This is a genomic window from Leifsonia lichenia, from assembly GCF_054780215.1.
In genome coordinates, this window is the sequence record NZ_BAAGWT010000001.1 from 381,581 (window position 1) to 404,570 (window position 22,990).

Genomic DNA, 22,990 nt, shown 5'->3' on the forward strand with positions numbered 1-22,990 from the left:
ATGACGGTTATGTCCCCTGTCCGCCAGAGTCCCGATCCGCGGAAGCTCAGCGACGAGGAGATCGAGCTCTTCAACGCGTTCTATGTGATGCGCAGGGGCTTCGACCGCACCCTCGACGCCCAGCTCCAGCGCGACCACGGCATCTCCATCTCGGAGCTCGAAGTGCTCATGGCGCTCGTGCGCGCTCCCGGCCGGCGGCTGCGGGTGCGCGAACTGGTCGACGTCACCGGGTGGGAGAAGAGCAGGGTCTCGCACCAGGTGACCAGGATGGCCGCCCGCGGTTTCGTCGAGCGGCAGGAGTGCGCGGAGGACAGACGGGCGAGCTACATCCACCTCACCGGGGACGGCCGACGCGTGGTGGTGAGGGCGCTCCCCGAGCACACCGCGACCATCCGGCGCGTGCTGTTCGACGCACTCACGGATGCGCAGCAGGCCGAATTCCTTCAGATCTCGCGACGCATGATCGCCGCGAACGAGGCGGAGAACGTGGATGCTGACGACTGCGGCGGCGCGGACGTGGAGGAGCCGCATCCCGAGTCCGCCGCTGAAGAGGTTCGCAGCGCCGCCGCGTCCTGATCGGCACCGGACTGGGAGGCCGTCGCGGAAACCCTGACGATTCGTCGAGAAATGCATGTATCGCCAGGGCTCTTGCAGGGTTCGCCCCCTAGCGTTTCCGTGTGCGACGCCCAACCTTCCCCAGCCCCGAGGAGCCCCGCAGCCCTCGCGAGCCCCACGATGACCGCGAACCGGCCACCGAGGTCTTCGGACGCGTGCCCCAGCAGGACCCGCGACGTCCTGTCCGCGCGACGCGTCCGGCTGACAGGCGGTACGGCGGCAGCGCTGCGGTGGGCGGCGGCGCGGCAGGCTCGGCCGGCGGCGGGATGGACGAGCTGTTCGGCGGCGCGGGCGACGGCGCCGGGCGCGGGCGCGGCGGCAACGGCGCAGGAGGCTCAGGCGGCAACGGCAACGGCGGCGGCGGCAACGGTCCAGGCGACGGCCCCGGCGACGGCACCCCCGGCGGAAGCACCCCGGGCGGACGCACACCGCGCAAGCGCCGCAACCGCACCAAGCGCATCATCGGCTGGACGGCCTTCGGCCTCGCGGTGGTCCTCGTGGTGGTCGGCGGGTACGCCGCATACAGCTACTTCCGGTTCGTCAACAACGTGAAGCACGTGGATGTGATCGCCGAGTCGAACAAGCCCAAGAACGATGTCGACGGCTCCGCCCAGAACATCCTGCTCGTCGGCGACGACCACCGCCCGGACGGCGCATCCCAGGCCGAACTCGACCAGCTCGGCACGACCGACGACGGCGGAGGCACGAACACCGACACGATGATGGTGCTGCACATCCCGGCCGATGGGAAGTCCGCCACCCTCATCTCGCTCCCCCGCGACTCCTGGGTGGACGTGCCAGGCCACGGCATGAACAAGCTGAACGCCGCGTTCTCGCTCGGCGGAGGGGCGACAGACGCCACCAGCGGGGCGAAGCTCCTCATCCAGACGGTGCAGAATCTCACCGGGCTGACCATCGACCACTACGTGCGCATCTCCCTGCTCGGCTTCTACGACATCGCGCAGGCGCTCGGTCCCATCCAGGTGTGCCTGAACGCCGCGGTCGACGACCCGTACTCGCAGGCCAACTTCCCCGCGGGGGTGTCGACGCTGGATGCGCACCAGGCGCTCGCGTTCGTCCGCCAGCGTCACGGCCTGCCGCAGGGCGACCTCGACCGGGTGGTGCGCCAGCAGTACTTCCTGTCGGTGGAGGCGCACAAGTTCCTCTCCGCCGGCACCCTGCTGAACCCCGGCAAGCTGTCGAAGGTGCTGGATGCGGTCAGCGGCTCCCTGGAGACCGACCCCGGCCTCAACTTCCTCTCCCTCGCTGCGCAGATGCAGGGCTTGACCGGCGGCAAGATCCAGTCGGCGACCATCCCGATCTCCGGCACCCCGACGATCACGGTCGACGGCGAGGATCTGTCCATCGTCGAGGTGGACACGGCGGCGATGCCCGCGTTCATCCAGAGCCTGATGGGCACGCCGGACGCGTACGATAAGGCGACGGCCGCGAAGCCGGCCGACACCACCGTCACGGTGCTGAACGGCGGAAGCACCAATGGTGCGGCAGGCACGGCGACGGCCACGCTCGCCGCTGCGGGCTTCAAGACAGGGACGGCGGGGGATGCGAACACCCAGCCCACCACGGTCATCCAGTACCCGAGCGGCCAGGAGGCGCAGGCGAAGGCCGTCGCGGCCTACCTGCCAGGCGCGTCGGTGCAGCAGACGTCGTCGGTGTCGGGTGTCACGGTGGTGCTCGGCGACGACGGCATCATGCCGGCGGCCCCCGCCGCGGGCGGCGCACCGGCGTCGGGCGGCGCAGCGCCCAGCCCGTCGACGCCGGCGAAGAACTACAGCGACGCGGTCTGCATCAACTGACCTGGGTTCCGTTCGGACGGAGGATCGGGGCGACACGCCGCTGGATTCTCCGTTCGAACGGAGAATCCAGCGGGATCGGCGGCGTTCTCCTGCGTTGCGAGCGGCGGGCGCAGCCGGTGCAGCGGGCCAGCCAGTGCAGCGGGCCAGCCAGAGCAGCAGCAGCAGCTAGTCGAACAGGCGGCGGAAGACGTTCGTGTCGGCGAGGTCGACGAGTTCGTCGCCGCGGCCGGACATGATCGTGCGGAGGGCGTAGAGAGTGAAGCCCTTGACCTGCTCGGCCGTGATCGCGGGCGGGATGGACAGCTCCTGGCGGGCGGTGACCACATCCACCAGGGCCGGACCGTCGTGGTCGAAGGCGGCGCGCAGGGCTCCCGGCAGGTCGTCCGGTTTCTCGACCCTCTGGCCGTGGATGCCGATGGCGTTGGCCACGTCGGCGAAGTTCGGGTTGTCGAGCCCCGTGCCGAAGTTCACGAAGCCCGCCGCTTTCATCTCCACCTCGACGAAGTTCAGCGACGAGTTGTTGAACACCACGATCTTCACCGGCAGCTTGTTCTGCCGGAGGGTGAGCAGTTCGCCGAGAAGCATCGCCAGTCCGCCGTCTCCGGCGAGCGCGACCACCTGCCTGCCGGGGAACGCCGCCTGCGCGCCGATGCCCTGCGGCAGGGCGTTGGCCATGCTTCCGTGCGAGAACGAGCCGATCAGGCGGCGCTTGCCGTTCATCGTGAGGTAGCGGGACGCCCACACCACGGGCGAGCCCACATCCGGGATGAAGACCGCGTCGTCGGTGGCGAGCTCGCTGATCACCTTGGCGACGTACTGCGGGTGGATGGGCGTGCGGTTGCGGTCGTTCGTCGCGAGGTCGTCGAGGCTCTTGCGGGTCTTGACGTAGTGCGCGGTCGACGAGTCGAGGTGCTTGGTGTCCGCGCGGTCCTTGAGCAGCGGGAGCAGCGCATCCACGGTGTCGCGGACGCTGCCGACCAGGCCGAGGTCGACGGGCGTCCGCCTGCCGAGGTTCTCTCCGCGGATGTCGACCTGGATGATCTTGGCCTTCGACGGATAGAACTGCTGGTACGGGAAGTCGGTGCCGAGCATCAGCAGCACGTCGCAGCTCTCCATCGCCCGGTAGCCGGAGGAGAACCCGAGCAGGCCGGTCATGCCGACGTCGTATGGGTTGTCGTACTCGATGAACTCTTTGCCGCGCAGCGCGTGCACGACAGGAGCCTTCAGCTTCTCGGCGATGGAGACGAGCTGCGGATGCGCGCCCTCCACCCCCGCGCCGCCCAGGATGGTGACCTTCTTGGCCGAGTTGAGCAGGTCGGCCGCCGCGTGGAGCTCCTGGTCGGTGGGCCGGGTCACGCGCGGCGAGAAGGTGATCGGCGCCGATTTGCGGCGCCCCGTGCTGTCTTTGAGGAAGATCTCGCCGGGGATGACGACCACGGCCACTCCCCTGCGCTCGATGGCGGTGCGCATGGCGATCTCGAGCACGCGCGGCAACTGTTCGGGAACGCTCACCAGCTCCGTGTACACGGCGGCCTCGCGGAACAGGTCCTGCGGGTGCGTCTCCTGGAAATAGGTGCTGCCGATCTCCGGCCCGGGAATCTGGGCCGCGATGGCGAGCACGGGCACCCTGCTGCGGTTGGCGTCGAAGAGCCCGTTGATGAGGTGGAGGTTTCCCGGCCCGCAGCTCCCGGCGCACACGGCCAGCTCACCGGTCAGCGCGGCCTCCGCCGCAGCGGCGAACGCGGCGGCCTCCTCGTGCCGCACGTGCTCCCACGCCACCGACCCGTCCCTGCGCAGCGCATCCGTGAACCCGTTGAGCGAGTCGCCCGGCAGCCCGTAGACGCGTTTCACCCCCGCATCCTTGATGATCTCGACGATGGTGTCGGCGACGGTCGGCATAGTGCGCTCCCTCGGAATCGGTCGGATGACACCAACGTACGCCGGGGAAGGGTGGATGCGGGAGAGGGGCTGAGACGATGTGCAGCGACTGCCTGTGCGCCCGCTCAGCCCAGCTCGGCGGGCGACGCCACCCTGACCAGCCCGTCGGCTGCGGCGGCGAGCGCGGGGTCGAGGGCGATCAGCGCATCCGCCTGGAGCTGGGTCACGGCGATGTACTCGGCCGATAGCGTGTCGTGCAGGCCGAGGGCGTCGGCGACCTTCCAAGCGGTCGCCTGCGAGACGCGGTCGCTGAGGTAGCGGATGCGCAGGCCGCGCAGATGGTCGAGGCGGCGCGATGCGTCTGCTTTGCTGAGCGCGCCGCGTGCGACCGCCTGGTACAGCGCCGAAAGCACCTGGGACTTGAGCAGGGCGGGAGCGACGAGGCTGTGCGACGGGTCCACTGCTGCGGCGCGCTCAGCGAGGTCGAGTGCGGCGGGAGCGTCGATCACATACCTGGTCACCCGCGCAACGCTAGGACAGTGGATGCGCGGCAGCAAGACCCCGCATCCGCCCGCATCCTCTCGCATGCATTGCCCGCGGCCGCCGTTGCGCGCACAATCGCTGCATGAGCAACGACGTGGACTACTTCGAGATCGGGTCGCCGGACCCCGAGGCGAGCTCCGCCTTCTACTCCGGCCTGTTCGGGTGGCAGATCGGGCCGCCGTCCCCTGCCGGATACCGCATGGTCGGCGGCGACGCCGGCGGACTGTGGGACACCAGCGCCGTCGGCGGCGGATCGTGGGCGGTGTTCTACGTGCACGTCGACGATGTCGCCGCGGCCGTCGAACGTGCCGAGGGGCTGGGCGCGACCGTCGTCCTGCCGCTCATCGACAACGGGGCGATCCAGTTCGCGCACCTGCTCGATCCCTCCGGGAACCGGTTCGCGGTGTGGAGGCCGAACAACACGGAGTGATGGACGCTGGGGTCCGACAGACAGGTCGTCTCGCTAGACGAGCCGGTCCGCGCGGACATCCGGTTGATGCACGTAAAACTCGATTACGGTGTGCATACCCCCGTCACTCCCCTCGCGAATCCTCGTCGAGGTCCTCATCAGGAGACCCCTCATGGTCAAACAGGCGCGCGCCCAAGCAACCAGAGACGCCATCATTCTCGGCGCCTCGGAGACGTTCGAGCGTTCCGGATACGGCCTGGCCTCGATCGCCGACATCGCCGCGGCGGCGTCGGTCACCAAAGGCGCGCTGTACTTCCACTTCCAGTCCAAGGACGACATCGCGAGGGCCGTGATCGACGAACAGCACGCCAGGGCGTTCTCGTCCGGCGCGGAGATCCTGGGCAGGAACCTTCCCGCGCTGCAGACGATGGTGCTGCTCTGCGCCGGACTCGCGCACCAACTGATCACCGACGTCGTGGTGAAGGCCGGCATCCGGCTGACCACCGACAGGTCCGGGTTCGAGCGGCCCGTCGACGGGCCGTACGACGACTGGCTGCGAACCTTCGAAGAGCTCGCGGTGCGCGCGATCGCCGAAGGGGACATCTCCGACACGGTCGACCCCGGCATGTTCGCGCACTTCCTCATCCCGACCTTCACGGGTGTGCAGCTCGTCTCCGAAACGCTCACCGACCGCGCCGACCTCCTGCAGCGCGTCACCGAGATGTGGATCGTGATCCTCCCCGGGATCGTGCCGGCGGAACGGTATGCGACGCTGTCCTCCCTCCCCCAGCTCGTCGCTGAAGCCTGAACACCGTCCCGCCGTTACACTGACTGCGGGGGATCGCCGCTGAAGCATCGGGCGACCAGCAACAGGGGAGGCCGACAGTGAGCGCACGGAAGACCAAGGGTAAACGCGCGGTGATGCGCATGGTCTACATCGACTTCTGGTCAGCGCTCAAAATGTCGTTCCTCGTCGCCCTCGTGCTCGCCGTCATCACGGTCGTCATCGCGCTGCTGGTCTGGAGCGTGCTCGACAAGCTCGGGGCGATCGGCTCGCTGCGCGACTTCCTGGAGAGCATCGCCGGGTCGCAGGGCTCCGCCCTGGTCGCCGACCTCACGTTCGCGAACGTCATCACGTTCACCCTGGTGGTGGCGCTGCTCGAGCTCATCGTGGTGTCGGCGCTCGGCGCGATCTTCGCCGCCCTGTTCAACCTGGCCACCCGTGTCGTCGGGGGCTGGAAGCTCACCTTCGGGAGCGACTGAACTCCAGCCCGCCCACCAGCAGGTCGACGCCGAAGCGGAAAGCGGCGGCGGGATCGTCCTCGTCCAGCGGGGATGCGGCCGCGCTGTCGGCGAGGACGCCGATGCTGTCGTACTGCATCCGCTGCTGCTCATGCGAGACGTGCCCCAGGATGAAGTGCAGCAGCGCGGTGGCCGCCCGACGACCGGTGTCGTCGTCGAAGCCGCCGAGCGCGACGGCGGACGCGAGCCGGTCGACGGCCTCGGTGGAGCCGAGTCCGAGCGCGAACGTGCTGGAGACCACCTCGGCGCCGTCGCGGTAGGCGAGGAGCGCATCCCGGAGTGAGGCGGCCTCTGCGCGGGTGGCCTGCATCCAGTCGGGGGTGGCGGCGGCTGCGGTGCCGTCGGCGGAGGTGGCAGCGCTGACGGTGCCGACGATGCGGTCGGCGAGCTCGGCGAGGAGGGTCTGCTTGTTCGGGAAGTGCCAGTAGAGGGCGCTCGGCTGCACGTCGAGGGCGGAGGCGAGGCGGCGCATGGTGAGGTCGGGCAGCCCGTGGTCATCGAGGATGCGCAGGGCGGTGCGCGCCACGTCGTCGCGGGTGTGCCGCCTGCCGGTGCTTTCCGTTTCCGTCACGGCATCAGTATAGTGAACGCTGTTCAGGTGAACAGTGTTCAAGTGGCCGGTGTCCTCGCGGGAGACCGCCCTGGACCGAACCCGCTTCTCGTCCCGACCGTGAGGAAACCCGCCCGTGTCACGATCATCGTCCCTCCGCATCGACGCGACCGACATCGCCAGGATCGCCGTCTTCGCCGCCATCGTCGCCGTGCTCGGCCTGCCGGGAGGCTTCTCCGTGTTCGGGGCGGTGCCGATCACCGCGCAGACGCTCGGCGTGATGCTCGCGGGAGCCGTTCTCGGCCCGTGGCGCGGCGCCATCTCGATGCTCGTGCTGCTCGCGCTCGTCGCGGTCGGCCTGCCGCTTCTCTCGGGAGGACGCGGAGGCATCGGCGTCTTCGTCGGCCCGTCGGCCGGATACCTGCTCGGCTGGGTGGTCGGCGCGTTCGTGATCGGCCTGATCGTGCACGTCGGCGGGCGCACCCCGACATGGACGAGGACGGCCATCGGCGTGGTGGTGGGCGGCATCGTGACGATCTACGCGTTCGGGATCCCGGTGCAGGCGCTCGTCACCCGGCTTCCCCTCGCCGAGACGGCACTGCAGAGCACGGTGTTCCTGCCGGGCGACCTGGTCAAGGCGGCGCTCGCGGTGATCATCACCATGACCCTGGTGCGGGCGTACCCGCGGGCGTTCCGCTCGGCGGGGCTGCGTGCGCCGCGGACGGCGGGGGCAGCGGGAGCTGCCGGAGCGGCCGGTGCGGCCGGTGCTGGCAGCCGCGCCGTCCCCGCCGCAGAGCAGCCGCGCGACGAGGCAGAGCAGCCGCGCGACGACGCAGAGGTGTCGTGACAGCCGGGAGGATCGTGCCCCTGCGGTCGCGGGAGGCGGGGGCAGCGGAGTCCCGCACCCTGGTGGACCGCATCCACGCAGTGCGCGCACAGGGCGACATCCCGCTCGTCGGCGACGACCGGTGGTCGGCGGAGCAGTGGCAGCGGGTGCGGTCGCTCGCGGAGGCGGCTGGGCCGCTGGCGGGGATCGCGTGGGCGACGCTGACGTCCGGCAGCACGGGCACGCCGCGGATCGTCCTGCGGAGCGCCGACTCGTGGGCGGCGTCGTTCGGCGCGGTCGACGACCTCCTCGGCGTGCGCAGCGGCGACGTGCTCGCGCTGACCTCGCCGCCCGCCTCCTCGCTGTCGCTGTTCTCGATCGCGCGGGCGATGGACGGCGGACCCACGCTCGCCCTCCCGCACGGACACGCGCTGGTCGCCACAGACGTCGCGGACGCCACGCTGCTCCACGGCACACCACGCGCGCTCCGCACGATCCTCGACACCGACGCGGCTCCCGGGCTGCGTGCGGCACTGGTCGGGGGCGCCGACCTGGATGCGTCCACCCGCTCGCGCGCCGAGGCCCGCGGCATCCGGGTGGTGGCGTACTACGGCGCCGCCGAGCTGTCGTTCGTCGCCGTCGATCACGGCGACGGGCTGCGGCCGTTCCCCGGCGTCGATGTGGAGGTGCGTGGCGGCGAGCTGTGGGTGCGGTCGCCGTATGCGGCCGTGGGGTACCTGGGCGAGGATGGCCCGCTCCGGCACGACGGCGCACTCCCGCACGATGGCCCGCTGCGGCACGACGGCGCCTGGCGCTCGGTCGGCGACAGGGCCGAGATCGTCGACGGGCGCATCCGGTTGCTCGGCCGGTCGGACGACGCGATCATCACGGCCGCCGCCACGGTGATTCCGTCCGAGGTGGAGGCGGCGCTGCGCACCCTGCCCGGCGTGACGGACGCCGTCGTGTTCGGGATGCCGAACGCGGGTGTCGGCTCGCTGGTCGCCGCGGTTGTCGAGACCGCCGCGGGTGGCGTGAGCGTCGCCGCTCTCCGGGAGCAGGCCCGTACGGTGCTGGCCGCGACGCATCTGCCTCGCCGGTGGTTCGTCTCCTCCGCGTTCCCGCGCACCGCCACCGGCAAACCCGCCAGGGCGGAGCTGGTGCGGAGCGTCGCCGCCGGGGATGTGGTCGCGCCATGAGCACCGCCCCCGTGATCGTCGCCGCCCGGCGCACCCCGATCGCCACACGCGGGCGCGGGCTCGCAGGCGTCACGGTCGACCGGCTGGCGGCTCCGGTGCTGCGCGCCGTCGTCCGAGACGGGATGGATGCGGTGCCAGGAACGCGCGCGACGTCCGGCGCCCGCGCATCCATCCCGGTCGCAGACGTCGTCCTCGGCAACTGCATGGGGCCAGGCGGCAACCCGGCCAGAGTCGCCGCGCTGCTCGCCGGGCTGGGGCAGGAGGTTCCCGGGGTCACTGTCGACCGGCAGTGCGGCAGCGGGCTGGCCGCCATCGTGGACGCCGCCACGGCTATCCGCGCCGGCGACGACCGGGCGCGCATCGCCGGCGGCGTGGAGAGCGCGTCGACCGCGCCGATCCGGTCCGTCGACGGCGTGCCATACAACAGGGCGCCGTTCGCGCCCAGCGGGTTCCCCGACCCCGGCATGACCGAGGCGGCCGAGCACCTGGCCGCCGTGGACGGCATCTCGCGTGAACGCCAGGATGCCTACGCGTTGCGGAGTCGCCGTCGCGCGGCGGCGGCTCTTGCGGAGGGCCGGTTCGACGCTGAGCTGGTGGACCTGGACGGGGTCGCGCTGGACGAACTGGTCGGCGCATCCGGCGCGGACGAGCGGGCGATCGCCAGGTTCCGTCCGCTGTTCGACGGCGGAACGCTGACCGGAGGGAACTCGTGCAGGGTGAGCGACGGGGCGGCAGGCGTTCTGGTCGTGCCCGGCGCTTCGGCCGTCGCCGCTGGCGTGCCTGGGCTCGCGGTGCGCGCGCACGCGACCGTCGGCTGCGATCCGGCGCTGCCCGGCATCGGCGCGGCTCCGGCGATCCTGGAAGCTCTCGCCCGTGCCGGCCGCGGCGTCGGCGAGGTGGCCGCGTTCGAGATCGTCGAGGCGTTCGCGGCGCAGACCATCGCCGTTCTCGACCGGATCGGCGTCGCCGACGACGACGAACGCGTCTGCGGCGACGGCGGCGCGCTCGCCATCGGGCACCCGTGGGGTGCGAGCGGGGCGGTGGCTGCGGTGCGCCTGTTCAGCAGGCTGGTGCGCTCCGGGGCGCCGGCCGGCACGATCGGCGTCGCTGCGGCGTCGGTGGGCGGCGGGATGGGCGTCGCGGCGGTCTTCGAGGTGGTGCGATGACGGCCAGCGGCCCCGAACGCGCGGAGCGCGCCGGGCACCCGGAGCGCACTGGGCACCCCGAGCCCACCGAGCGCTCCATCCGCCTCGACAGCGCCACCGTGCGCCTCGGCGACACGCTCGCGCTCGACGACGTGACCGTGACCGTCGACGCATCCCGCATCGCGGTGGTCGGCGCGAACGGGTCGGGCAAGTCCACCTTCGCGCGCCTGCTCGCCGGGCTCGTCTCCTCCACCGCCGGCAGTGTGCGCGTGCACGGCCTCGACCCGACCAGGCAGGCCGCGCAGCTCAGGAAGCTCGTGAGCATGGTGTTCAGCAACCCGGACGCGCAGATCATCATGCCGACCGTCGCCGAAGACGCCGCGTTCTCCCTCCGCAGCGAGCGGCTTCCCGCCGCGGAGTCGGCTGCCCGCGTCGCAGAGGCGCTCGAACGGTTCGGACTCGCCGGGCTCGCCGACAGGGCGGCGCACGACCTGTCCGGAGGCCAGAAGCAACTGCTCGCCCTGTGCGGAGCGTTCATCAGGCGACCGCAGCTCGTGATCGCCGACGAACCGACCGCCTACCTGGATGCGCGCAACGCCAGACGTGTGGCCGAGCACCTGTTCGAGGACGCGGGGCACCGACTGGTCCTCCTCACCCACGACCTCCGACTGGCGGAGCGGTGCGACCTCGCCGTGCTGTTCGACGCCGGACGGATCGCGGAGATCGGCACACCGGGCGACGTGATCGCCGCGTACGAGGCGAGCCTGCGATGGTGAGGCCCCGATGGTGACCCTCTACCGGCCAGGCGACGGCTGGATGCACCGCGCCGCCGCGGGCCCGAAGGCCGCCGCGCTGCTGGCGGTCGTGCTCGCCGTGTCGTTCCTGCCCTCCACCTGGTGGGCAGCCGGCGTCGCCGCAGCGGTCGCCGTGCTCGGCTATCTGATCTGCGGGCTCGGACTGCGCGAGCTCGCCCGGCAGGTGATCGCGGTGCGCTGGGTGATCGTCATCACCCTCGGCGGCCAGCTGATCTTCCTCGACGCCGAATCCGCCGTCGCCAACACGTCCCGCGTGCTCGCGGCGATCCTGCTCGCCGGGATGCTCGTGCTCACCACCCGGGTCGCAGCGCTGCTCGACGCCTTCGAGCGCGGCCTGCGTCCGTTCGAGCGGATCGGGGTGGACGGGGCTCGGGTCGCGCTGCTGCTCGCGGTCACGATCAACACGGTCCCCGTGCTGGCCAGGCTGGCGACGGGGGTGCGAGAAGCCCAGCGCGCCCGCGGCGCCAAGGCGGGTATCGTCGGGTTCGTGGTTCCGTTCCTCGTGGTCTCGCTGAAGCACGCCGACGACCTCGGCGACGCGCTCACCGCCCGGGGCGTGCGATGACGGGGATGCGCGTGCTCGGGCCGACCGTGGACGATCAGACCAGGTGCATCCACTATCGGACGGACCTCGACGTGATCGCGATCCGGTTCGCCTGCTGCCGCGAGTACTACCCGTGCCACCTCTGCCACACGGAGACGGCGGATCATCCGGCCGAGCAGTGGCCGCTCGACCAGCGCGACGAACGCGCGGTGCTGTGCGGCGTGTGCGAGCACGAGTTGACGATCGCGGAGTACCTGCGGGTGGAGGCGTGCCCGGCGTGCGGCGCCGCGTTCAACCCCGGCTGCCGGCTGCACACGGAGCTGTACTTCCGGGTGGCGTGACGAGACCGCCCCTCCGAGGGCAGTGCTGTCACGGCACCACGACCACCTTGCCGCGCAGCACGCCGGAGGCCACCAGGTCGACGGCGTCGCCGGCGCGGTCGAGCGGGAGCACGGCATCCACTGCGGGGACGAACGCTCCCGCATCGGCGAGAGCGGCGAGCTCGGCGAGATCGGTCGCGTTCTCCTTCGACACCAGCCCGATGAGGCGCTGCGCTGTGAAGCGGTTCGCGATGGCCGCGGCGAGCACCCGCTCCATGCCGCCGAGCACGGGGCCGCCCGTTCCTCCGACGATCACGAGGCTTCCGGTCAGCGCGAGAATGCGGCGCAGGCGGGAGAGCGGCCGGTCGCCCGCCGTGTCGATGATCGCATCCCAGGAACGACCGGTCGACGTCACGTCTGTTGCGCGATAGTCGATGACCTCCGCGGCGCCGAGGCCGAGCACGAAGGCCGCCTTGGCTGCACTGCACACGCCCGTGACCGTCGCTCCGGCCGCGACGGCGAGCTGCACGGCGTAGTGACCGACGCCGCCGGACGCACCGAGCACGAGCACACTCCCACCAGCGGGGACCGCGGCCGCTCGCACCGCCTGCAGCGCCGTGACCCCGGACACGGGTACGGCCGCCGCCTGCTCGTAGCCGATGGATGCGGGCAGCTTCACGAGCGCGGAGTGCGGCGCGAGCACGAACTCGGCGAACGCGCCGTCGGCCGAGCCGAACACGTCGTCGCCCGGCCGCAGGTCGGTCACGTCAACGCCGACCGCGGCGACGCGACCCGCGAAAGCGAGGCCGCGCACCCGCGCCTTCGGGCCGCGCAGGCCGAAGCCGATCACGCGCATCAGGTATGGGCGGCCGGTCATCAGGTGCCAGGTGCCCGCATCCACACCGGCTGCGCGCACCTCGACCAGCACCTCGGAGGGTGCGGGGACGGGCACGGGGACGGCCTCGACGCGCATCGCGTCGCTGCTGCCGTATGCGTGCTGGACGATGGCGGACATCGTGGTGGTGGTCGTGTCGCTCATGGGTCTCTCGATTCCTGGGTTCTCAGGTCTCGGGGTATTGGAAGACATCGTCGAGCGGAACCCCGAAGACCCGCGCGAGCTGGAATGCCATCTCGAGCGACGGCGAGTACCGCCCCTGCTCGATGGCGATGACGGTCTGCCTGGTCACGCCGACCCTGTCGGCGAGTTCGGCCTGTGTCATCTCGCCCGCTGCGAACCGCAGCGACCGCAGACGATTGGTCACCCTGGTGGGCTTCACCATGTCGGAAGCCCCCTGCGGTATGCGACGAGCGTGGCGACGGAGCCGACGATGGCAGAGAGCACGAACATCAGGTAGACGACGTTGGCGATCCAGAACCAGTCGGCGCGCACCAGGGCGAGGAGCATGGCTGCGACGGCGCCGATGACCACGAACGACTGGCCGACCCGGTCGCCGAACGCTTTGACCTCTCGGTCGCGCTGGTCGCGTTTGTCCGCGTCTTTCGGCGCTGCGACGGCGATGGCGATGCGGGCGAGGATGCCGGCGACGATCGCGCCGCCGACGGTCCACAGCAGGATCGGCGCGTAGTCGACACTGGTGAGCGCCGCACCGCCCGCGCGTGCAGACAGGACGATCAGATAGGTGGCGTAGCCGCCGACCGCGATCGCCAGGAACGCCCACGCGTTCTTCTCGTCGAAGGACATCTCAACTCCTCATGTCAAACAAACCTGACACGCCCAATGTAAAGCGAGTCTTACTCAATGTCAAGCATTTTTGACACGCCGCTGCGCGAAACGGGGCCGCCCCCGAAAGGACGGCCCCGCTCCGGTCGTCGGCTCGTGCGAATGGTGCGGTCAGCGCGCTCGGCACCGCCGGTTTCGCACGAGTCGTGCCGCTAGGCCTGCGATCCGCGTCGGCGCGCGACGATCAGCAGCACGACGAACCCGCCGAGGATGCCGAGCAGCGCTGCACCGAACGCGGGCGCCAGGTCGGCGCCGGTGTTGGCGAGCCCGGACTGGATGACGCCGTTGCCGCCGCCCGCCGTGCCGGTTCCCGTGCCAGGGTCACCCGGCGTGCCCGGCGTGCCCGGCGTGCCCGGCTCACCCGGCGTGCCGGGGTCGCCTGGGCCGGTCGCCGCCGCCACCGTGATCGCGGTCCAGCCGAGCACGTTGCCGTCGGCGTCGAGCACCGCGATCCGGTGTGCGCCCGCCGGTAGGTCGGCGGGAAGGGTCACCTGCACCTGACCGTTCGCGGGCACCTGCATCCAGCCGCCGCCGAGGTTCTGCGGGGTGGAGTGCACCCACACCGAGACCCACGTGCCGGAGAACGCCGCCCCGATGTTGATCGTGACCTTGTCGCCGGGGTGGAACACGCCGTCCGTGCCGCCGAGTGCCTGGATGAGGTCTTTCAGCGCGTCGATGAACGCCGTGATCGCGGCGGGCACCGGCGGGGTGGTCGGCTTCGGGTGGGTGCCGGGGTCGACCACGTCGGCCACCAGCAGCGGGATGCGCACCGTGGTGCCCGAGTCCGGCGCGCGCAGCACGAGCACGCTCGCGCCTTCCGCGTCGGCGGGGACCGCGAAGCTCACGGTCGCAGCGCCCTCCGCGTCCACAGGGACGGAGGCGAGCGTCGCCGCGCTGCCCTGCCAGGTCAGGTCCAGCGATGTGTTCGCCGGGCTGCCCAGGGAGGTCAGGTTGAGCTTCGACACCTGGAACGTGACCTGCTGGCCGCGATCGAGGGTGCCGGTCGGGACGCCGGTGACGGCGACCCCGCGACGCTCGAAGCTCGGCGAGAGCGGGCTGTTCGCGGTGATGTACGAGATCCAGGCGTCGCGGTCGATCAGGCCGGAGTCCTTCGTGTTCGTCCCGGCTGCGAAGGCGCGGAAGTTGTCCCCGCCCTGCAGGAGGAAGCTGAACGAACCGATGCGGTATGACTTCGCCGGATCGATCGGCGCGCCGTTCACCAGGATGCTCGTGATGCGGTCGCCGGCAGCACGCGCCGCGTCGTACGTGTAGCTCACGTTCTTCGACAGCCCGAGGTTGAGGAACGCACGGCTCGGGATGCTCCCGTCGGCGTTCGTCTGCCACTGCTGCTCCAGCGCCTGCTTGAACTGCGCGCCGGTCAGGCTCGTCGTCCACAGGTTGTTCACGAACGGCAGCACCGCGTTGGCCTGCGCGTACGTGACGGAACCGTCGGCGCCCTTCAGCAGCTCCGCGCGCAGCCCGCCAGGGTTGACGACGCCGATCTCCGCACCGCCCAGCTCGGGCGACGAGAGGGTCGACACCAGCGAGTCGGCGACCAGGTTGCCGAGTGTGGACTCGGACATCCGGTCGTCGCGCGCTCCGCCGATGTATGCGGTGGTGATGTCGGCCGTGACGGAACCGATCTTCTGGTTTCCGATCACCGCAGCGTCGGCGAGCGCCTTGTCGACGATCGCCTTCACCGCAGCCACCCGCGGGTATGCGGCGACGAGCGCGTCGTCCGCGTCCGTCGTGCGGGCCACGTTGGCCGCCGTGTGCCCGGTGACCTTCTTGGTGTCTCCGTCGACCGACAGGGTGATCTGCCCGATGTTCTCGCCGTAGCTTCCGGTCTGGACGATGGGACGGGTCGCGCCCGCGACGCCGGGGACAGGCGCATCCCACGCGTACTGCTTGTGGGTGTGGCCGGTGAAGATCGCGGCGACCTTCGCAGACGTCTTGGTCACGATGTCGGCGAAGGCGCCGCCTGCGGCGACCTCCTTGTCGAGCGTCGCGCCGTCCGGCGTGCCGAAGCCGGCGCCCTCGTGGTACTCGGCCACGATCACGTCTGCCTCGCCGTTGGCCGTGTCGCCGTCCGTGAGCTTGGCGGCGACGCGGTTGACCGCGGCGACCGGGTCGCCGAAGTCGAGCGACGACACTCCGCCGGGCGACACCAGCGTCGGCGTCTCCTGCGTGACGGCGCCGACCACGGCCACCTTCAGCCCGTCGACCGTGAAGGTCGCGTACTCCGGCAGTGCCGGGGTGGTCGTGCCCTTCGTGTAGACGTTCGCGCCGAGGTAGCGGAAGTCGGCCGCGTCCTTCACACGGCCGGTGAGGTCGGAGAAGCCCTTGTCGAACTCGTGGTTGCCCACGGCGCTCGTCTTCAGACCGAGCGCGTTGAGCACGTCGATCGTCGGGACGTCGCCGGCGGAGGCCGAGGCGAACAGGGAGGCGCCGATGTTGTCTCCCGCGGAGAGGAACAGAGTGTTCTGCTCGCCCGCCGCCGCGCGCAGCTTCTCGATGGTTCCGGCGAACTTGACCGTGTTGCTGTCGATGCGACCGTGGAAGTCGTTGATGTTCAGCAGGTTGATGGTCTTCGCCCCGGCGCCCAGCCCCAGGCCTACGACGATCGGGTCGTGGTCGCTCGACCGGTACTGGTCTGCGGCGTAGAAGTTCGTCGCGTTGTAGTTGTAGCGGCTGTACTCCAGTGCGATGGACTCGCCGGAGTTGATGTTCCAGACGTCCGCTCCTGTGATCACCGTGTTCGCCGCCGGCGACGCGAGCACGTGGTCGAGCGAGCCGACCGTGCCGCCGAAGGAGTATGTCGCCTTCGTGGTGCGGGTGTGCACCTGGTCGATGTACCCGGCGTCGGTGATGACCTTGATCGGGTCTTCGTTGAGGTAGGCGTTGAAGTCGCCGATCAGCAGCACCTTGTCGGAGCCGAGCGTGGACTTCAGCGTGTTCGCGAAGCCGACGAGCGCGTGCGCCTGGGCGACACGGGATGCGTTCGACGCGCCCTGCCCGTCGCCCTGGTCCGCGTCCGCCCCGGTGCCGGAGCCTTTCGACTTGAAGTGGTTCACGACGGCGATGAACGCGGCCGAGTCCCGCGTCCCGACCTTCTTGAAGGCCTGGGCGAGCGGCTGACGCGCATTGGCGAACGCCGCATCCATCAGGATGCGCGACTCGCCGACCGGCGCAGCGTGCGCCTTCTTGTAGATGAAGGCGGTGCGGATGACGTCCTCACTGGACGGAACTGCCGCGGGAGAGGGCACGAACGCCCAGACCTGGCTGCCGGCAGCCGCGTTGAGGGCGGCGACGAGCTTCGAGAGCGCGTCGTCGCGGTTCGCTCCGAACCTGGCCGAGTTCTCGATCTCTTCGAGCGACACCACGTCGGCGGTGAGACCGTTGATGGCGGCGACGATCTTGTCCTGCTGGCGCTTCAGGTTGGCGGCGTCCGCTGCTCCGCGGGCGTCGCATCCACTGTTCACCGTGATCTTGTTGCCGTCGCGGTCCGTGTAGAACGTGCAGCCCGAGAGCTGGTCTCCGGTGGTGGTGAAGTAGTTCAGCACATTGAAGGTGGCGAGCTTGAGGTCGCCACCGACATTCTGCGGAGCGGCTGTACGGGTGTTCCCGAACGTGACCGGCTGCACGGTGGCCGCGGTGGCCGGGGTGAGCTCGGAGGTCGGCTGGAACTTCCACACGTTGTTGCGGAAGTCGAGCACGACCGGCTTCGTGAACGTCACCGGTGCCCCGACGCGCACGGGGGCGGTCTGCGACAGGTACGGCAGCGGCTTCGCCTTGTTGGCCGCGCTGAGGAAGTTGGTCGATGCTCCGTCGTCGAGCGTGACGGCGCGCGCTGCGTTGCCGGCGACGGCGGCCGCGTACTCCGGGGTGCCGGGTCGGGCGGTCTCCGTGGCCTGCACCAGCGGCGTGTCGCCCGCTGCGAGGCCGATCTCGCCGTACTGGTTCGTGGAGTACACGTCGGTGACGGTGAACGCGCCCTGCGGTGCGAGCAGCATTCCCTCGAGGCTCTCGCGCTGTGCGTCCGTGGCCGGAAGGCCGACAGTGGCGGGGCTCGGAGCGCTCGCCCCGGTCGCGTCGAGCTTCACGACGCCCGCTGCGGAGGCCGGGGTGATCTCGGTGAGGCCGGCGAACTCGCTGACCGCGCCCGTGACCTGCACGTAGTCGCCGATGGCGACGGCCGCCGCGGCAGCGGATCCGTAGACGTAGACAGCGTCGGACGCCGTGTGGGTCGCGAGGTCGATCGCGCCGCCGGTGCCGGGGGTCTGGATGAAGAAGCCGTTGAAGCCGCCCGTGGCGTATGCCGCCGTGACGAAACCGCTGGTGGTGACGGTGGTTCCGGCCTTCGGGCTTGCGTCGCCCGTTCCCTGGACCTCGGCGATCGGGATGCTGTCCTCAGCGGGAGGGCCGGGATCGGTCCCCGTTCCCGGGTCGGTGCCTCCCGGCGCAGGCTCCGTGGCCGGGCCGCCTGCAGGGTCTGCAGAGCTCTGCGGCGTGATGGTCGCGGTGAGGCTCAGGTCGGCGCCGTTGTCGTCGCTGTCCCAGAAGCCGGTGCGCACGAGCGACTTGACGTCCGTGTTGCCTGTCGGCGCCGTCGCCGCCTTCGTCTCGAACGTGTTCGACGTGCCGTAGCCGACGAGGTCGACGATCTGCGCAGCGTTCTTCACATCTCCGACAGGAAGCGTGACCGGCGTCGCCGTCGACGCCAGCAGGAGCGTGCCGCCCGCACCGCCGGGGTTGAGCGTGCCCGTCGCGTCCGGCGCAGGAAGGGCCGCGCCGTTCGCGCCGTTGCTGCTGCCCTTGACGAGGTAGTAGCCGTACGGCGCGATGCTCCCGGTCAGCGCCGTCAAGCCCGTGGCAGCGCCGGTGCCGGTCGCCGGACGGTACTGCACCGACCAGCCGTCCACGGACACGGGCTGGGTGGTGGGGTTGTAGAGCTCGACGAACTTGTTGGCGTACGCGGAGCCCGCGCTGCCGCCGGACAGGTACACCTCGTTGATGACGACGCTGGTGGCATCGGTGCTGGCCGTGGCCGGCAACGCCGTGAGAGGGGCGGCAGCGAGACCGACCCCCACAGCGGCTGCGGTGGCGATCTGCCACGCTCTGCCGAATCTTCTAGACATGCTTCTCCTTGGTCGGAAACGGGTCGGACTGCTGAGCCCTCGCACACCGTATGGAGCGCAGTGGGCCGGACTCTGACTCCTGAGTGAACGTACAGAAAACGTCACCCATTCGAGGGTGCTCATCCGAGCAGGGAGGGGAAGCCGTCGCCGTCATATCTGACATTGCACCATGACCCGCCGACACAGGAGCACTCCGTCCGGCATGATGGCACCATGCGGATCGAAGAGATCGCCCAGTTCAGGGCACTGGCGACGGACGGGCATCTCGCCGACACCGCGGACACCCTCGGGGTGTCCCAGTCGACCCTGTCGCGCTCGATCGCCAAACTCGAAGCGGAGATGGGCGTCGAGCTGTTCGACCGCAAGAAGAACCACTACGAACTGAACCAGTACGGCGAGATCCTCCTCGCCCACGGCATCCGCGCCCAGGCAGAGCTGGAGGACGCCCGCGCCCGCATCGACGCGCTTCGCGACCCGTCAGCGGGAACCGTGTCCGTGGCATACGTGTCGTCGTTCGGGAGCTGGCTCATCCCGCGCGTGGTCAGCGAGTACCGCACCCTGTTCCCCGACATCCGGTTCGTCCTGCGCGGCGGCACGGCGGACACGGTCCTGGATGCGCTGCGCGAGGGGGCGGCGGACCTCGCCTTCCTGAGTCCCGACCCGCGCGACCGCGAGATCGAGTGGCAACCGCTGACCTCCGAGAAGCTGGCGGTCGGCGTGCCGGACGCGCATCCACTTGCCGGGCGCGAGGTGATCGACGCCGACGACCTCGAGCCGTTCGAGTTCGTGGCCCTGCGCACGGGCTCCGGGCTGCGGCACATCGCTGACGCGTACTTCGCCCGCCGGGGTATCGTGCCGAACATCGTGCTGGAGGCGACAGAGCTGGTCACGCTGCAGGCGCTGGTGCGCGACGGGGTCGGCATCGCGTTGCTTCCCGACTCGTCGACCGAACCGGGCGTCACGCTCGTGCCGCTGGCAGAGGAAGCCGTGCGGGTGATCGGGCTGGCCAGGAACCTGGCGCGCAGCGAGTCGGCCGCGGCGTCGCAGTTCGCGCGCTTCGTGCGGGAGGAGCTGGGGCGGGACGAGCCCGCCCCTGTCACACCGTCAGCGTGACCTTTCGCAGACCGGCCGGGTTGTCCGGGTCGAGACCTCTGCTCCGCGCGAGTTCGAGGGCGATGCGCTGCAGCGGCACGATCTCGCGCACCGGCAGCAGCTCGGCGTCGCTCTCCTCCAGCGGGATGCGCGCGGTCGCGCCGGCGATCAGTCCCGGGCCGACTTCGATCACCGTTCCGCCGAGCGCTGCTGAGGCGTCCGCGAACGACAGCACGGAGTCGCGTCCGGCCCGACCGCCGGTGAGCGCGATGACCACCGTGCCGGGGATCACCTGACCGAGCGGGCCGTGCGTCGCGTCCGCCGCGCTCCACCCGGAGGCGGCGATGGCGTTGGTCTCCATGAGTTTCAGCGCGCCCTCGCGCGCCGACGCCATCGAGTATCCGCGGCCGACGACGAGGACGCGGTCGACCCCTTCGATGGTCGCGACGGCGTCCGCCACCGCATCCGGCCTCGCGAGGTCGGCCGCGACCGACGCCGCGAGCGCGCGCACGCGCTCGTCCAGTTCCGTCCAGTCCGTTCCCGCAGCGCGGTGCAGGGTCAGCGCGAGCGCGAGGAGCTCTGCGGTGTACGTCTTCGTCGCGGCGACGGACATCTCCGCTCCGGCCGCGAGCGGGACGTGCACCTCCGACGCGGATGCGAGCGCGCTGCTCTCGTCGTTCGAGAATCCCACCACCGGCACGCCTGCCGCCGCGAAGGAGGCCACGGTCGCCAGGAGGTCGGGCGAGCTGCCCGACTGGGAGACGGCGAGCGCCACGGAACGCGGGTATGCGAGCTGGGTGCCGAAGCCGGTGACGCTCGCCGGGGTCGCGAGCATGGCGGGGATGCGCAGCAGGTTGTGGGCGAGGTACTGGGCGTACATCGCCGCGTGGTCGCTCGACCCCCTGGCGGCGAAGACCAGCAGCTCAGGGCGCGTGCCCGCGATCAGCGCGGCCGCGGCGTCGATCGCGTCGCGGGCGAGGAGGAGGTCGAGCCAGCGGTCTGGCTGCTCGGCGATCTCCGCGTGCATCCGGTGGCCGGGTGCGGCGTTCCCTGTCACGAGCTGAGGCCGGTGATCATCGCGACCAGCTCGTTGTGCGTGGTCTCGTCGATGCGTCTGGTGCCGACCTGGGTGCCTCGGCGCAGCACCGTGACCCTGTCGGCCACGCGGAACACCTGCTCCATGTTGTGGCTGACGATGAGCACAGCGGCGCCGCGCTCCTTGAGCTTGAGGATCAGCTCCTCCACCTTGGCCGTCTCCGCCACGCCGAGCGCGGCGGTCGGCTCGTCCATCAGCACCAGGCTGCTCGCCCAGTGGGTCGCGCGGGCGATCGCTATGCCCTGACGCTGCCCGCCGGAGAGGTCGCTCAGGGTCGCGCGCGCCGACGGGATGCGCACATCCAGTTCGTCGACGAGCGCCTGCGTGCGCGCGGCCATCGTCTTCCTGTCGAGGGTTCCGAACGGCTTGCGGCGGAGCTCCCTGCCGAGGAACAGGTTCATGTAGACCGGCTGCAGGTCGACGAGCGCGAGGTCCTGGTAGACGACCTCCACTCCCCTGCTCCTCGCGTCCGACGGGTCGCGGAAACTGGCGCGCTCGCCGTTCACCCAGATCTCGCCGTCCGTCGGCTGGTACATGCCGGAGATGATCTTGACGAGGGTCGACTTGCCTGCGCCGTTGTCGCCGACGAGGGCGACGATCTCGCCTGGCTCGATCTCGAGGTCGAAGCGCTTGATGGCGACGATGCCGCCGAAGTGCTTGGTGATCCCGTCGAGGCGAAGGGGCTTCACCGTGGTGTCCAGTGGAGCGGTGGTGGGGGTCATGCTGTCCTCCCTGTCGCGGCGAGCGCGGCTGCTGTTGTGATGGGTGCCGAGCCGTCGGCCGACCAGATGCCGGCGACGGTGGGCGTGCCCGTGCTGAGTCCGGAGATGCCCGCGGTGAGGCCGCGGGTGACGAACACCTGCGGCCGGAAGCCGAACAGGACGGTGTCTCCCGGCTGGACGGCGCGGCCGTGCACCGGGATCGTGGCGTAGTAGTCGATGGCGTCCGCGGCCGGCATGTCGACCGGCAGCTCTGGGGCGGATGCGGTGTCCCCTCCCTGCTCCACGATCAGCGCACTCGTCGTCGCCCCGCCGAGGACGGGGTCGACGTAGAGTCCGCCGCCGAACACGTACGCGTCGCCGTTCCAGAGGTGGGACACCTCGGAGAGGTATGCGATGGCCGGCTCCTCGACGAGGTCGTGCACGGCGTGCAGCGGCGTCGTGCCGGTGAGGCCGTGGCCGGGTTCCACCTGCGTGGCGCCTGCGGCCGCCAGCGTCTCGAGCACTGAGACCGAAGTGGTCCCCGGCGCGTTCACCTGGACGTTCGTCCTGCCTGCCGCTTCGAGCGACCGCAGCGCCGTCGTCAGGGTCTGGAGGTTCGGGGTGGAGCGCGCCGTGCCGGTCACGGCGTCGAACAGCGTCGCGGGGAACGTGGTGACTCCGGCGAAGCGCACGCCGGGAATCTCGTCGACGCGGTCGGCGGCGGCGACCACGTCGGCCGCGTCGAACCCGCCCTCGTGGCCGCGGTAGAACCGGTCGCCCGGCGCCGCGATCCGCAGGAGCACATCCTGGACCCGGCCGCGCTCTGCAGCCGCTGCACCGGCTTCGCGCGCCTTCTGCTCGGAGAAGACCGTCCAGTAGAGAGGCTCGAGAGCGGCGGCGGCCGCGGCGCTGTGCCGGGGGATCTGCACGAGATGGCCGAGGTGACCTGTCCGCAGTCCGCCGGCCGCGGCGGCGACCGCGCACTCCAGGTCGACGCCGACGGCGTGGCGGATGCCGCCGGCGGCGATGGCACGGGATGCGTCGGGGTTGCGGCCGATCTGCTTGGTCATGGCGAACGGCGTCAGACCGAGCCGCGCGGACTCCGCGGCAAGGGCGGAGGCGTTGCGCTGCACCGCATCCAGGTCGATGACGTAGGTGTTCGGCGGGAGCTGCCCGCTCTGGTGCAGTCGTGTCGCCGCGTCGAGGAGCGCCTGGTTGCGGCGCCGGAGGAGGTCGAGGAACATCGCTTCGTCCTTACTGTC

22 protein-coding genes are annotated in these 22,990 nt (G+C 70.7%); 12 read left to right on the plus strand and 10 right to left on the minus strand.

Features of this window, described 5'->3' with window-relative positions; genetic code table 11:
- The first annotated feature begins 9 nt into the window (after positions 1-9).
- Both ACYVGI_RS01800 and ACYVGI_RS01805 read left to right on the plus strand, forming a co-directional pair.
- A complete protein-coding gene (locus tag ACYVGI_RS01800; protein WP_460630945.1) occupies positions 10-576 on the plus strand; it encodes a MarR family winged helix-turn-helix transcriptional regulator in 567 nt (188 codons plus the stop codon).
- Between the two features lie 101 nt (positions 577-677).
- Complete coding sequence (locus ACYVGI_RS01805) at positions 678-2,432, plus strand: LCP family protein (RefSeq protein WP_460630946.1); 1,755 nt, start codon at positions 678-680, stop codon at positions 2,430-2,432.
- A gap of 165 nt (positions 2,433-2,597) precedes the next feature.
- On the opposite strand, the gene poxB is transcribed toward ACYVGI_RS01805, so the two are convergent.
- Positions 2,598-4,331, minus strand: a complete 1,734-nt coding sequence (gene poxB, locus ACYVGI_RS01810) for a ubiquinone-dependent pyruvate dehydrogenase (RefSeq protein ID WP_460630947.1) — start codon at positions 4,329-4,331, stop codon at positions 2,598-2,600.
- A 104-nt stretch (positions 4,332-4,435) separates the two neighbouring features.
- Positions 4,436-4,831: a PIN domain-containing protein gene (locus ACYVGI_RS01815; RefSeq protein WP_460630948.1), complete on the minus strand. Its 396-nt coding sequence runs from the start codon at positions 4,829-4,831 to the stop codon at positions 4,436-4,438.
- 104 nt (positions 4,832-4,935) lie between these two features.
- Here ACYVGI_RS01815 and ACYVGI_RS01820 point away from each other — a divergent pair, with 104 nt between their 5' ends.
- The 3 genes from ACYVGI_RS01820 to ACYVGI_RS01830 all read left to right on the plus strand — a co-directional run bounded on the left by ACYVGI_RS01820 (position 4,936) and on the right by ACYVGI_RS01830 (position 6,525).
- On the plus strand, positions 4,936-5,283 hold the full coding sequence (locus ACYVGI_RS01820) for a VOC family protein (RefSeq protein WP_460630949.1): 348 nt from the start codon (positions 4,936-4,938) through the stop codon (positions 5,281-5,283).
- Between the two features lie 151 nt (positions 5,284-5,434).
- Positions 5,435-6,070 (plus strand): ScbR family autoregulator-binding transcription factor, encoded by a 636-nt coding sequence (locus tag ACYVGI_RS01825; RefSeq protein ID WP_460630950.1) that lies wholly within the window; start codon positions 5,435-5,437, stop codon positions 6,068-6,070.
- 77 nt (positions 6,071-6,147) lie between these two features.
- Positions 6,148-6,525, plus strand: coding sequence for a DUF3566 domain-containing protein (locus ACYVGI_RS01830; RefSeq protein ID WP_460630951.1), 378 nt, complete (start codon positions 6,148-6,150; stop codon positions 6,523-6,525).
- Here ACYVGI_RS01830 and ACYVGI_RS01835 read toward each other — a convergent pair.
- A complete protein-coding gene (locus ACYVGI_RS01835) occupies positions 6,506-7,135 on the minus strand; it encodes a TetR/AcrR family transcriptional regulator C-terminal domain-containing protein (RefSeq protein WP_460630952.1) in 630 nt (209 codons plus the stop codon). The genes ACYVGI_RS01830 and ACYVGI_RS01835 overlap by 20 nt on opposite strands.
- Before the next feature lie 115 nt (positions 7,136-7,250).
- Here ACYVGI_RS01835 and ACYVGI_RS01840 point away from each other — a divergent pair, with 115 nt between their 5' ends.
- From ACYVGI_RS01840 to ACYVGI_RS01865, 6 genes are read left to right on the plus strand one after another with little or no spacing between them, the layout of a single operon-like run.
- Positions 7,251-7,961 carry a biotin transporter BioY gene (locus ACYVGI_RS01840; RefSeq protein ID WP_460630953.1) on the plus strand — a complete coding sequence of 237 codons (711 nt, stop codon included), beginning with the start codon at positions 7,251-7,253 and terminating at the stop codon, positions 7,959-7,961.
- Positions 7,958-9,136 carry an ANL family adenylate-forming protein gene (locus tag ACYVGI_RS01845; protein ID WP_460630954.1) on the plus strand — a complete coding sequence of 393 codons (1,179 nt, stop codon included), beginning with the start codon at positions 7,958-7,960 and terminating at the stop codon, positions 9,134-9,136. Before ACYVGI_RS01840 ends, ACYVGI_RS01845 begins: the two co-directional genes overlap by 4 nt.
- Positions 9,133-10,302 carry a thiolase family protein gene (locus ACYVGI_RS01850; RefSeq protein ID WP_460630955.1) on the plus strand — a complete coding sequence of 390 codons (1,170 nt, stop codon included), beginning with the start codon at positions 9,133-9,135 and terminating at the stop codon, positions 10,300-10,302. The genes ACYVGI_RS01845 and ACYVGI_RS01850 overlap by 4 nt, the downstream gene beginning before the upstream one ends.
- On the plus strand, positions 10,299-11,057 hold the full coding sequence (locus ACYVGI_RS01855) for an energy-coupling factor ABC transporter ATP-binding protein (protein ID WP_460630956.1): 759 nt from the start codon (positions 10,299-10,301) through the stop codon (positions 11,055-11,057). The genes ACYVGI_RS01850 and ACYVGI_RS01855 overlap by 4 nt, the downstream gene beginning before the upstream one ends.
- 7 nt (positions 11,058-11,064) lie before the next feature.
- Positions 11,065-11,661 carry a CbiQ family ECF transporter T component gene (locus tag ACYVGI_RS01860; RefSeq protein ID WP_460630957.1) on the plus strand — a complete coding sequence of 199 codons (597 nt, stop codon included), beginning with the start codon at positions 11,065-11,067 and terminating at the stop codon, positions 11,659-11,661.
- Positions 11,658-11,981 carry a CHY zinc finger protein gene (locus ACYVGI_RS01865; RefSeq protein ID WP_460630958.1) on the plus strand — a complete coding sequence of 108 codons (324 nt, stop codon included), beginning with the start codon at positions 11,658-11,660 and terminating at the stop codon, positions 11,979-11,981. Before ACYVGI_RS01860 ends, ACYVGI_RS01865 begins: the two co-directional genes overlap by 4 nt.
- Positions 11,982-12,009: 28 nt before the next feature.
- Here the strand turns inward: ACYVGI_RS01865 and ACYVGI_RS01870 are convergent, their stop codons facing one another.
- From ACYVGI_RS01870 to ACYVGI_RS01885, 4 genes are all read right to left on the minus strand, one after another.
- Complete coding sequence (locus tag ACYVGI_RS01870) at positions 12,010-12,999, minus strand: NAD(P)-dependent alcohol dehydrogenase (RefSeq protein WP_460630959.1); 990 nt, start codon at positions 12,997-12,999, stop codon at positions 12,010-12,012.
- Positions 13,000-13,021: 22 nt separating this feature from the next.
- Positions 13,022-13,240 (minus strand): helix-turn-helix transcriptional regulator, encoded by a 219-nt coding sequence (locus ACYVGI_RS01875; protein ID WP_460630960.1) that lies wholly within the window; start codon positions 13,238-13,240, stop codon positions 13,022-13,024.
- On the minus strand, positions 13,234-13,662 hold the full coding sequence (locus ACYVGI_RS01880; RefSeq protein WP_460630961.1) for a hypothetical protein: 429 nt from the start codon (positions 13,660-13,662) through the stop codon (positions 13,234-13,236). The genes ACYVGI_RS01875 and ACYVGI_RS01880 overlap by 7 nt, the downstream gene beginning before the upstream one ends.
- A 191-nt stretch (positions 13,663-13,853) precedes the next feature.
- Positions 13,854-18,839 (minus strand): ExeM/NucH family extracellular endonuclease, encoded by a 4,986-nt coding sequence (locus tag ACYVGI_RS01885; protein ID WP_460630962.1) that lies wholly within the window; start codon positions 18,837-18,839, stop codon positions 13,854-13,856.
- A 213-nt stretch (positions 18,840-19,052) separates the two neighbouring features.
- Here ACYVGI_RS01885 and ACYVGI_RS01890 point away from each other — a divergent pair, with 213 nt between their 5' ends.
- Positions 19,053-19,952, plus strand: a complete 900-nt coding sequence (locus ACYVGI_RS01890; protein WP_460630963.1) for a LysR family transcriptional regulator — start codon at positions 19,053-19,055, stop codon at positions 19,950-19,952.
- On the opposite strand, the gene ACYVGI_RS01895 is transcribed toward ACYVGI_RS01890, so the two are convergent.
- From ACYVGI_RS01895 to ACYVGI_RS01905, 3 genes are read right to left on the minus strand one after another with little or no spacing between them, the layout of a single operon-like run.
- Entirely contained in the window at positions 19,936-20,988 is a 1,053-nt protein-coding gene (locus ACYVGI_RS01895; protein WP_460630964.1) for an SIS domain-containing protein, read from the minus strand. The genes ACYVGI_RS01890 and ACYVGI_RS01895 overlap by 17 nt on opposite strands.
- Positions 20,985-21,749, minus strand: coding sequence for an ATP-binding cassette domain-containing protein (locus tag ACYVGI_RS01900; RefSeq protein WP_460630965.1), 765 nt, complete (start codon positions 21,747-21,749; stop codon positions 20,985-20,987). The genes ACYVGI_RS01895 and ACYVGI_RS01900 overlap by 4 nt, the downstream gene beginning before the upstream one ends.
- Positions 21,746-22,972: an alanine racemase gene (locus tag ACYVGI_RS01905; RefSeq protein ID WP_460630966.1), complete on the minus strand. Its 1,227-nt coding sequence runs from the start codon at positions 22,970-22,972 to the stop codon at positions 21,746-21,748. The genes ACYVGI_RS01900 and ACYVGI_RS01905 overlap by 4 nt, the downstream gene beginning before the upstream one ends.
- Between the last annotated feature and the right edge of the window lie 18 nt (positions 22,973-22,990).

Excerpts from the sequence above, each read along its gene's own strand:
- ACYVGI_RS01900 (WP_460630965.1), bottom strand. The coding sequence starts at position 21,749 with ATGACCCCCACCACCGCTCCACTGGACACCACGGTGAAGCCCCTTCGC.
- ACYVGI_RS01890 (WP_460630963.1), top strand. The coding sequence starts at position 19,053 with ATGCGGATCGAAGAGATCGCCCAGTTCAGGGCACTGGCGACGGACGGG.
- ACYVGI_RS01905 (WP_460630966.1), bottom strand. The coding sequence starts at position 22,972 with ATGTTCCTCGACCTCCTCCGGCGCCGCAACCAGGCGCTCCTCGACGCG.
- ACYVGI_RS01825 (WP_460630950.1), top strand. The coding sequence starts at position 5,435 with ATGGTCAAACAGGCGCGCGCCCAAGCAACCAGAGACGCCATCATTCTC.
- ACYVGI_RS01880 (WP_460630961.1), bottom strand. The coding sequence starts at position 13,662 with ATGTCCTTCGACGAGAAGAACGCGTGGGCGTTCCTGGCGATCGCGGTC.
- ACYVGI_RS01875 (WP_460630960.1), bottom strand. The coding sequence starts at position 13,240 with ATGGTGAAGCCCACCAGGGTGACCAATCGTCTGCGGTCGCTGCGGTTC.
- ACYVGI_RS01870 (WP_460630959.1), bottom strand. The coding sequence starts at position 12,999 with ATGAGCGACACGACCACCACCACGATGTCCGCCATCGTCCAGCACGCA.
- ACYVGI_RS01850 (WP_460630955.1), top strand. The coding sequence starts at position 9,133 with ATGAGCACCGCCCCCGTGATCGTCGCCGCCCGGCGCACCCCGATCGCC.
- ACYVGI_RS01860 (WP_460630957.1), top strand. The coding sequence starts at position 11,065 with ATGGTGACCCTCTACCGGCCAGGCGACGGCTGGATGCACCGCGCCGCC.
- ACYVGI_RS01865 (WP_460630958.1), top strand. The coding sequence starts at position 11,658 with ATGACGGGGATGCGCGTGCTCGGGCCGACCGTGGACGATCAGACCAGG.
- ACYVGI_RS01885 (WP_460630962.1), bottom strand. The coding sequence starts at position 18,839 with ATGTCTAGAAGATTCGGCAGAGCGTGGCAGATCGCCACCGCAGCCGCT.
- ACYVGI_RS01800 (WP_460630945.1), top strand. The coding sequence starts at position 10 with ATGTCCCCTGTCCGCCAGAGTCCCGATCCGCGGAAGCTCAGCGACGAG.
- ACYVGI_RS01855 (WP_460630956.1), top strand. The coding sequence starts at position 10,299 with ATGACGGCCAGCGGCCCCGAACGCGCGGAGCGCGCCGGGCACCCGGAG.
- poxB (WP_460630947.1), bottom strand. The coding sequence starts at position 4,331 with ATGCCGACCGTCGCCGACACCATCGTCGAGATCATCAAGGATGCGGGG.
- ACYVGI_RS01820 (WP_460630949.1), top strand. The coding sequence starts at position 4,936 with ATGAGCAACGACGTGGACTACTTCGAGATCGGGTCGCCGGACCCCGAG.